At 55.2% G+C, this 965-nt stretch carries 1 protein-coding gene; it reads right to left on the reverse strand.

All coding sequences use genetic code 11. From position 1 onward, the window contains the following. A partial coding sequence (locus ACYVTD_RS13660) for a glycoside hydrolase family 3 protein (protein ID WP_461248280.1) occupies positions 1 to 965 on the reverse strand: 965 nt, incomplete at its 3' end.

The following is a 965-nucleotide window of genomic DNA, read 5'->3' on the forward strand; positions in this document are numbered from 1 at the left end:
TTGGAAAACATAATAATGTCGTTGCCGGCGATTAAAGCCTGTTTCGCGGTGCGCGAAAGCGAGCCGAGATACGATGTCGCACCCGTCATCATCAGGTCGTCGGTTATTACAACTCCCTTAAAGCCGATTTTATCGCGTAACAGATCGTTTAACAGCCACGGGGAAAGGGACGCGGGCGTGTCCTTCGCCTGCGTTAGGGGAAACGCGAGGTGCCCGCTCATCACGGCGGGTATGCCTTCGGCGGCTAACATTCTGTACGGGACAAGCTCCCTTTCCCCCAAAACTTCGAACGTAACGTTAATCTTGGGAAGAACGCCGTGCGAATCAAGGTCGGTATCCCCGTGGCCGGGATAGTGTTTCGCCGTGGGAATAACTCCCGCGGCAAGCTGGCCCCTCATAAAAGCCGCCCCAAGTATCCCCGCTTTCACGGGATCGCTCCCGAAAGCGCGGGGCCCTATCAGCGACGATTCGCGGTTGGAAAAAATATCGACGGTGGGCGCGAAGTTCATGTTAATGCCAAGAAGCGCGAGTTCTTTTCCTATATAGTAGCCGGAAAGATACGCGTCACGGGGATAACTCGCCGCCCCTATCGCCATATTGCCGGGAGTTTCGCTCGTGCTTCCCTTGACATGGCGGATCCAGCCGCCCTCCTGATCGGTGGCGATAATAAGCGGGACGCCGAACGGCCCTTGAAGACTGGCTTTCTGAAGTTCGCCCACCGTCTTCGCGAGCTTTAGCGTGTCGGCGGTGTTCCAGCCGAAAATTTTTACCCCGCCGATATTCCTGCCGCGAATCCAATCCATGATGATGGGCGAAGGCTCTTCCCCCACCCAGCCGAACATAAAAACCTGCGCGAGAGCCTGCTCGTCCGTCATGGCTTTTTCAATGGAAACCGCCAACTCTTCGGGAGCGACGGGATCGTTAAAGTTTAACGAGAAAAGAGGAGTAACAATGAATATTCCGAT

The organism is Treponema sp. R6D11, assembly GCF_054786075.1.